Genomic DNA, 6,769 nt, shown 5'->3' with positions numbered 1-6,769 from the left:
GGATATCCCCGCAACCCATACAAAAAACATTACTTCGGAATCAGCCTTGCACAGGATAAGTCCCCGGAATTCCTACCGCTCGCCCCAGCTCAACTTGTTCCGCAGTGCTTCAAAGAACCCGCACATCCTCTGTGAATCTGTGAGCAGGATAGGAGTCAAAAGCGATTGAAAACAAAAACCTTACAGAAAATGAGGACACATTCTCACAGTTTCGCAGTCATGCTGCTTATCACAGGAACTGTGAGACCCTCCGTAAAGTCTATAAATCAAATAACTTACAGAAGGAGACTGCACAAGGTAGCTCATAGAATCGCGAAACTGCGGCGTTCCACGATTCATTCACAGCATAGGCTCTTTAGAGAAGTCGCATTCAATCTCACGCCGTTCAGCGGAACTTTGCACAGCCCACTCAAGCACGCGAGCAGTGCGCCACGCTTCAGTCGCCATAGCCGGCGGTGGCGCTCCATGAAGGATAGCCTCGCGGAGCCGAATATAGAACTGGCGATAGTCTCCGGGAATGGATTCAACACTCTCAGTATCGATGCCGCCGTCAAGATCGATATGCCTGACGCCCCAGTCGTGCATCGGCTCCTGCCCCCAGGTAGGGCTCGCGATGTGAGTGATCTTCCCAAGCGCCGCTTCCTGAGGATCGATGCCGTGTTTGCGAAAGCTCCCTTTTGTGCCGCGCAAACTATAGCGAAAACCGGGAATGGACGAAAGCACATTGGAGCCGAGTGTCACGCGGTGACCGGCATAGCGAAGCCGAATAGTGAAGGCGTCATTTGAACCATCGCCGTCCCGCTCGCGGTCAACTTCAGCCGAAACGCCGAGTGGTTTGCCGAAGAGCACAAGAGCCTGATCGACAAGGTGCGTGCCGAGATCGAGAAGAATGCCTCCTTCTTCGGGAATGTTCTTCCACGGTTTGCGAGTGCGTCCGGGACTCCAGCGATCCATGCGGGACTCAAGGCTGACAATGCGTCCCAGCGAACCTTCCTGCATCACTTGAGAAAGCGTCAGGAAGTCAGAGTCCCAGCGGCGGCTTTGAAACGGCACGGCCAGACATCCGCGCGTTGCAGCAAGGGCAGCAATCTGGGCAATCTCCGTCGAGTGAAGCGCCATCGGTTTATCGACCACGACATGCTTGCCGCATTCAAGAGCGCGGCGCGCAAAGTCGAAGTGCGTGCTGCCAGGCGTGGCAACAACAATAAGATTATGTAACCGATCCGCGATTAATTCGTCGAAACTTCGAACCGTTTGAATTCCCGGATAGCGGGTTTCGGCCTCATGGGTGGTGCGTTCGACGACAGAAACCAGTTCGAAGCCATCGACAGAGGAGAGCAGCGGAGCGTGGAAGACACGGCCAGCAAGACCGAAGCCGACTAAACCGACGCGAATCATAAATGAAGCCCTCTGATTTCAGAATAAATCAGAGGGCAGGGATTAAGGGACATAGGACTGAGGGACTAAAAGGACAGTCTCGCGCAGCTTCTATGATTGATGGAGCGTATATAAGATGCAGTGCCTGGAGGTTTTCATGATTCGTTCTCTTTCCGCCCGATGGGCCTTTTCAATGGCCGTTCTTCTTGCCCTGGCAGGCTGCACGCCAGCGCAAACCCGCCTGGGAGTTCCAGCCCCGCAACAGGACGTGCCGCTTGCCGCCGCGCCCGGAAAAGTGGAGGCTGTTTTCGCCGGAGGGTGCTTCTGGGGAATTCAGTCGGTCTTCGAGCGGGTCAAAGGGGTAACCGCGACCACGGCCGGCTATTCAGGCGGCTCAGCGGATACGGCGACCTATCAGCAGGTGGGCACGGAGATGACTGGTCACGCCGAGTCGGTCAAAGTCATCTACGACCCCTCGAAGATTACGTATGGAAAGCTACTGCAGATTTTCTTCTCGGTGGCGCATGACCCCACGCAGCTGAACCGCCAGGGACCGGACGTAGGAAGCTCTTACCGTTCCGTGATTTTCTATCTGTCGGACGAGCAGAAGAAGATCAGCACGGCGTACATTGCACAACTCGATGCGGCGCATATTTTTCCGAAATCGATTGTGACGCAGGTGACGCCGTTGAAGGGCTTTTACGATGCGGAGTCCTATCACCAGGACTATGCACTGCACAATCCTGACAATCCATACATCCTGGTCTGCGACCGGCCAAAGATTGATGCGCTGAAGAAGGAGTTCCCTGACCTCTTCTTCGACTACAAGGGCAAATCAAGCCGCTAGCGGAGTTCAGCCTTCCAGCTTGTAACGGGTTTCGGCCAGCCGATAGAGACGGCGCCATATAAGCCGGTTCATGGTAACGACCAGGAGCGAGATGAGGATGGTGGCAAGGAGAATAATGGGAAACTTGCCCGCGTCTGTAGCGGAGCTGATCTCTGCCCCCAGGCCTACGGTCTGGATGATGCCGGTTTTAACATGCGCATATTCCACCATGACGGAGGCGTTCCACGCGCCTCCGGAGGCCGTAACCATGCCTGTAATGAGATAGGGAAAGATGCCGGGTAGGATGAGGCGCGTCCAGCGCTGGTAGCGCGTGAAGCCATAGAGCCGCGTGACCTCTTTGAGATCAGAAGGAATGGACATGGCTCCGGCGATGACGTTGAAGAGGATGTACCACTGCGTGCCGAGAAGCATCAGTGCAATCGAACTGATGCCGAGCCCTCCGCCAATCTTTAATAGTCCCAGGAGCAGCACCGGGTAAAAAGCTGAGGCAGGCACGGAGGCCAGAACCTGCGCGAAGGGCTGCACAATGCGAGCAAGCCGCTGGTTGAACCCGATTGCAACACCTGCGGGAATGGTCCAGAGAGCGGATATCAGCAGCGACGCGTTGACGCGCATAAAAGTGGCCAGGGCACCTGCGAGCAGACCGCGGAGGTCTGCCCAGGTAACCGAGCGCAGCATTACGAGCGCCTGCATGACGGCCCATGCGCCTGCGATGACGATAGCGACCACGAAAGCCCAGAAAAAAACAGATCCTTTGCGCTTATCGCTGTCGTTATCGATGGGCTCGACAACCTGGCAGGCGCGGGTGCGCGCGAGACGGCGATAGACGGGTTCTTCAATTCGCATCCAAAGTTGCCCCGGCAACAACGAGAGCCGCGAGCGGCGCAGTAGCTCAAGGATGGGTGAGGTGGCACGATCAGCAGACTCGACCTGCTCAAATTTGAACTTGTCACTCCAGGCGATGAGAGGACGCCAGACAAGCTGATCGGTTGCGACGACGATGAGGACAATTACACCAATGCCGCTGAAGAGGCCGGTGATGTCGTTGGACTCTGCCGCAGACTGCATGTAACTGCCAAGGCCGGGGAGTTGGAAGTTGCGGTCGCCCATGGTGAACATTTCGCAGAGCATGAGAGCGAACCATCCGCCGGCGACGGAAACAATCGAATTCCACACCAGGCCGATAGCCGCGAAGGGCATCTCAAGCTGCCAAAAGCGCTGCCAGGGCGAATAGCGGTAGATGCGCGAGGCCTCGATCATCTCTTGGGGGATGGTTTTGAGCGAGGAGTAGAAGCTGAAGGCGAGGTTCCAGACCTGTCCGGTGAAAATGAGAAAGATGACGGCTAACTCAATGCCCAGTTGACGGCCGGGGATGAGGCTGACCATGGCAAGAACGATGGGCGGAAGGAAGCTGAGAACGGGGATCGATTGCAAGATGTCGAGGACGGCGACCATCCAGCCTTCAATGCGCGGATTATAGACCGCTGTATAGCCGTAAGCGATGGCAAAGACAAGGCTGAGCAGGTATGCGATGCCGATTCGCGTCACGGAGTAGACGGCATACATGGGCAGCGCACTGATGGAGTGCGAGATCGGAATGACTGGAGTCGCCGTGGTCATCCAGTATCGGGCCGTATTCAGAACACAAAAGAAAAGCGCCAGGCCACAGAACGCCACACCGAGATCGATGAAAAAAGGCCAACTGCGAACGGTAACGAGCGAGCGGGCGAAGGGATGATATATCTTCACTCGACCCCTCCGGCAGCTTCGGCCTGCTCTTCTTCTGCTTCCGGCAGAAAGAAGCGGCGGCGCGCGGCGTCAAAGTCGAAAAGTCCGGCGTAGCGGCCCCAGGTAACGGCGGTTTCAAGCTGGCGGAGGCTTTCTTCGTCGGAGAATTGCTCGTCAAGCATGTCCAGGAAGAAGTCTTCAGGCACGGAATGATCGCTTTTGGCTTCGAGCGCACGGACGATCTGACGCAGGAGCAGAACGTTGGCCGTGGCTGCTTCGCGGAAGAGCTCTTTCTGACGGAGAATTTCAGAGTTGGCGAACTCGGCTCCAGATTCAGTGATGGCGGCTGCGCCTTCCTCGACCTTGAGGAAGTCGAGAAGCTGGGCAGCGTCGACGATAGGGAGCAGGTCGTCGATTTCGAAGGCTAGATCGTCTGCGAGGCGGTAGATGTCGTCGCGTCCCCCCTTGTCGAGGACAAGTTCCAGAAGGCCGGCAACGCCGCCGGGACGTGCGTGCGGCAGCATCTGGTAACGCATCTGGCGCTGGTCGCGGACTTTTTTGCCGTCGGGCTGGGTGGGGATTTCCGTCGGCTCGACGTCGGGGCGGGTAAGGACTTTGTAGATGTAGTCGACCAACTGAGTGAAGGCTTCAGCCTTGCGGTCTCGTGGCTGTGGGATCTGGACACGGAAATCAGTGCGGATATGTCCGGGATTGCGACCAAGGACGATGATGCGATCGGCGAGAAGGACGGCCTCTTCAATGTTGTGGGTAACGATGAAAACAGCTTTAGTGGGCATGGTTTTGTTAGCCCACAGCTCGAGAAGTTCTGAGCGGAGGTTCTCGGCGGTAAGGACATCGAGAGCGGAGAATGGCTCATCCATGAAGAGGACTTCGGGCTCAACGACGAGGGCGCGGGCGAAGCCGACGCGCTGCCGCATGCCTCCGGAGAGTTCCTTGGGATAGGCGGCCTGAAAGCCGTCTAGTCCGACAGTATCGAGCATGCGGAGACTGCGCTCACGGCGCTCATTGGGCGAAACGCCGCGGGCCTGGAGCGGAGCTTCGACATTTTCAAGAACGGTAAGCCAGGGAAAGAGCGCAAAGCTCTGGAAAACGATGGAGACGTTAATCTGGGCGTCAGAGATTGGCTTTCCATGCCAATAGACCTGTCCAGCGGAAGGACGCGAGAGGCCTGTGAGCATGCGAAGCATGGTGGATTTGCCCGAGCCGGAGGGGCCGAGCAGGGCGAGAATTTCGCCGGGAACGATCTCAAGGTCAGTGGCCGAGATGACCTGGATGCGATTTTCGCTGGGCTGGGAATAATATTTCTCTATTTGTTCCGCACGAATGATCGCTTCGCCGGGCGGAGCCTGGGTGAACGCGGAGGTAGTGGCTGAGGTCATAGGCGAATCTCCGATAGTAGAGCCCTCGGGAGGGCCGGAGTGGGGTGTCAGCATTCAGGATGAAAATTCAACTGCAAACGATGGTGCAAGTGTAAAATGACAGAGTTGCAGACGAATAAATTTGCCATCACGAGGGAGACGCCCCGGATGGATTACGTTTGACTGATTGTGAGTTTGTGTTGCCGAACCTTTGCTTTGCGTTCCCTGGAATCAGCGTATCATTGGGTTAAACGTCTCATTCGCTGCACGGGTTTGTCAAAGCAGTGCATACGCCATGGTTTCGATTGCGTTTGATTGCTTTTGGAGTAGATGGGAAATCGCCCCGAAATACAGGAGACTATGCCCGAAGCATCCCCCAAACCCAAAGTTCTTGTCGCCGATGACGAACGTGTGATCGCCGATACGCTGGCAATGATTCTGAACCAGAGCGGCTTTGAGGCGCGCGCGGTGTATACCGGCGAAAAGGCCTTGGAGCTGGCGCCGGAATTCAAGCCGGAGATGCTGATTTCGGATGTAATCATGGCGGACCTGAACGGCATTGACGCCGCGATCAAGATTCGCGAGCTGTTACCTGGCATTAAAATTCTGCTCTTCTCCGGACAAGCGGCGACAGCCGATCTGCTGGAAAAGGCGCGAGCGCAGGGATATGACTTCGAGATTCTAGCCAAGCCTGTGCATCCGCAGGATCTGCTGAATAAACTCAGAAGCGTGAAATAGAAGCAGGGACGATGGGAAGAAGCACTTCCCTTCCGGATTTTGCAGAAATAACAGGCCTGTCCGAACTCGGGCAGGCTTGTTTCCGTTTAAGGACTAGAGCATTTCTCCACTTGCTGTAGAGCGGCCCCAGCCTGGCCGCAAAAGCAAATACGCGGCGATACGCGGTGAGGGTGGGGCACCCGAATTGGTAATGGCTCAGTTTGAAAAACATCCCGCAGGGGCTAAAGCCCAAAGACTTTATCAGCCGGATTTTCGGCACGACTCAAGTCGTGCCCTGTTACAAAACAATTCAAACTGAGCCTGTATCTCCGAACTTTATACCTTGGGGAGAGATGCTCTGATGTTGCGGCCTGGGGCTGCGGCGTCTGAGGATTTGCCGGAACAACTTTCGCTTTTTGTTTCCCCTGCAAGGCTGTTTTTAGAAGAGTGGGGAATTATGCCGCTATGTGATTGTGTTTGTGTAATTTACCGATGATTTACAGTGTTTACTAATTGATTATCATGAGTGGTTACTTTTGAGGGGACACCCCCGAAAAAAAAATTTCGGGGGTGCTTTGAAAGAGCCACGGCCCGAATCCTTTTGGGATTCGGGCCGTGGCTTTTTCTTCTGCTAATTCTGAGTAAAGCATAAATGGGGTTAATTGCATGCAAAGTTTCTGAAGGAGGTGGGGTTACGAAAGGGTGGTGGACTTTGGTAATG

Annotated in this window: 5 protein-coding genes; 2 read left to right on the top strand and 3 right to left on the bottom strand. The window is 55.5% G+C overall.

The annotated features are described in order from the left end of the window. Positions 1-339: 339 nt before the first annotated feature. Complete coding sequence (locus ABSG47_RS19855) at positions 340-1,398, bottom strand: Gfo/Idh/MocA family oxidoreductase (protein ID WP_424171962.1); 1,059 nt, start codon at positions 1,396-1,398, stop codon at positions 340-342. 136 nt (positions 1,399-1,534) lie between these two features. On the opposite strand from ABSG47_RS19855, the gene msrA reads away from it, so the two are divergent. Further along, on the top strand, positions 1,535-2,224 hold the full coding sequence (gene msrA, locus ABSG47_RS19850) for a peptide-methionine (S)-S-oxide reductase MsrA (protein WP_424171959.1): 690 nt from the start codon (positions 1,535-1,537) through the stop codon (positions 2,222-2,224). 6 nt (positions 2,225-2,230) lie between these two features. Here msrA and ABSG47_RS19845 read toward each other — a convergent pair whose 3' ends face one another. Next, positions 2,231-3,973, bottom strand: coding sequence for an ABC transporter permease (locus tag ABSG47_RS19845; protein ID WP_424171956.1), 1,743 nt, complete (start codon positions 3,971-3,973; stop codon positions 2,231-2,233). After that, positions 3,970-5,352, bottom strand: a complete 1,383-nt coding sequence (locus ABSG47_RS19840) for an ABC transporter ATP-binding protein (RefSeq protein WP_424171953.1) — start codon at positions 5,350-5,352, stop codon at positions 3,970-3,972. Before ABSG47_RS19840 ends, ABSG47_RS19845 begins: the two co-directional genes overlap by 4 nt. A gap of 339 nt (positions 5,353-5,691) precedes the next feature. Here ABSG47_RS19840 and ABSG47_RS19835 point away from each other — a divergent pair, with 339 nt between their 5' ends. Then, positions 5,692-6,069, top strand: a complete 378-nt coding sequence (locus tag ABSG47_RS19835) for a response regulator (RefSeq protein WP_424171950.1) — start codon at positions 5,692-5,694, stop codon at positions 6,067-6,069. Positions 6,070-6,769 lie beyond the last annotated feature (700 nt).

This window comes from Occallatibacter sp., from assembly GCF_049510455.1.
In the GTDB taxonomy this organism is placed as follows: Bacteria; Acidobacteriota; Terriglobia; order Terriglobales; family Acidobacteriaceae; genus Telmatobacter.
The sequence above is the reverse complement of the archived record's forward strand: the minus strand, read 5'-3'. Positions and strand labels throughout refer to the sequence as shown.